Genomic DNA, 638 nt, shown 5'->3' with positions numbered 1-638 from the left:
GCCCAGACGCGTCTGCGCAGCGATTGCAACGGCCCATCTGGCCGGTTTGCAGGCCCTCCCGCCCATTTCGGGCGCACGTATCCCTGGGCTCACGCATGATGCGCGTCCCACCAGCCGCCGATGCTGCCCATTCGCACAAGGTTGTAGGTGGCAAAGCACAGCAGCGCCTGGCCCGTGAGCTTGGCCTGACCGATCAGCTTGGTCTTTGCCAGACCACCGACGGTCTTGATCCAGCCAAAGGCCTCTTCGATGCGCTTGCGCACCTTCAGGCTGGTCTTGTAGCCCTCGTGCCGTGTCACTCGCGCATCCACCGCCGAGTGTTTGTCCTTGGCCGCCACGTGGGGCGTGACTTTGAGCTTTCTGCAGCCTTTGATGAAGGCCTTGCTGTCGTAGCCCTTGTCGGCACCGACCGTGGCCCGTTTGTTCCTGTTGCCCCGACGCTCCAACATGGCCAGCGCCGCCTCGCGCTCGGCCGTGCCGCTGGCGTGGGTGATCTCGACATCCACGATCAGCCCGTTGCGGTTCTCCATGAGGATGTGCCCCATGTGGCACAGGCGGGATTTGTCGCCCTGGCTCTTCTTGAACAGCCGGGCATCGGCGTCCGTGGTGCTCTCGTGGGTGTCGTTGCAGCGCTCCTG

At 64.4% G+C, this 638-nt stretch carries 1 pseudogene; it reads right to left on the bottom strand.

The window, feature by feature from the left end:
- Positions 1-89 precede the first annotated feature (89 nt).
- A pseudogene (locus OX89_RS12485) lies at positions 90-638 on the bottom strand (IS5-like element ISDisp1 family transposase); the annotation flags it as partial.

The organism is Diaphorobacter sp. J5-51, assembly GCF_001023515.1.
Classification (GTDB): domain Bacteria; phylum Pseudomonadota; class Gammaproteobacteria; order Burkholderiales; family Burkholderiaceae_C; genus Diaphorobacter; species Diaphorobacter nitroreducens.
This window is presented reverse-complemented; position numbering and strand designations above follow the sequence as displayed.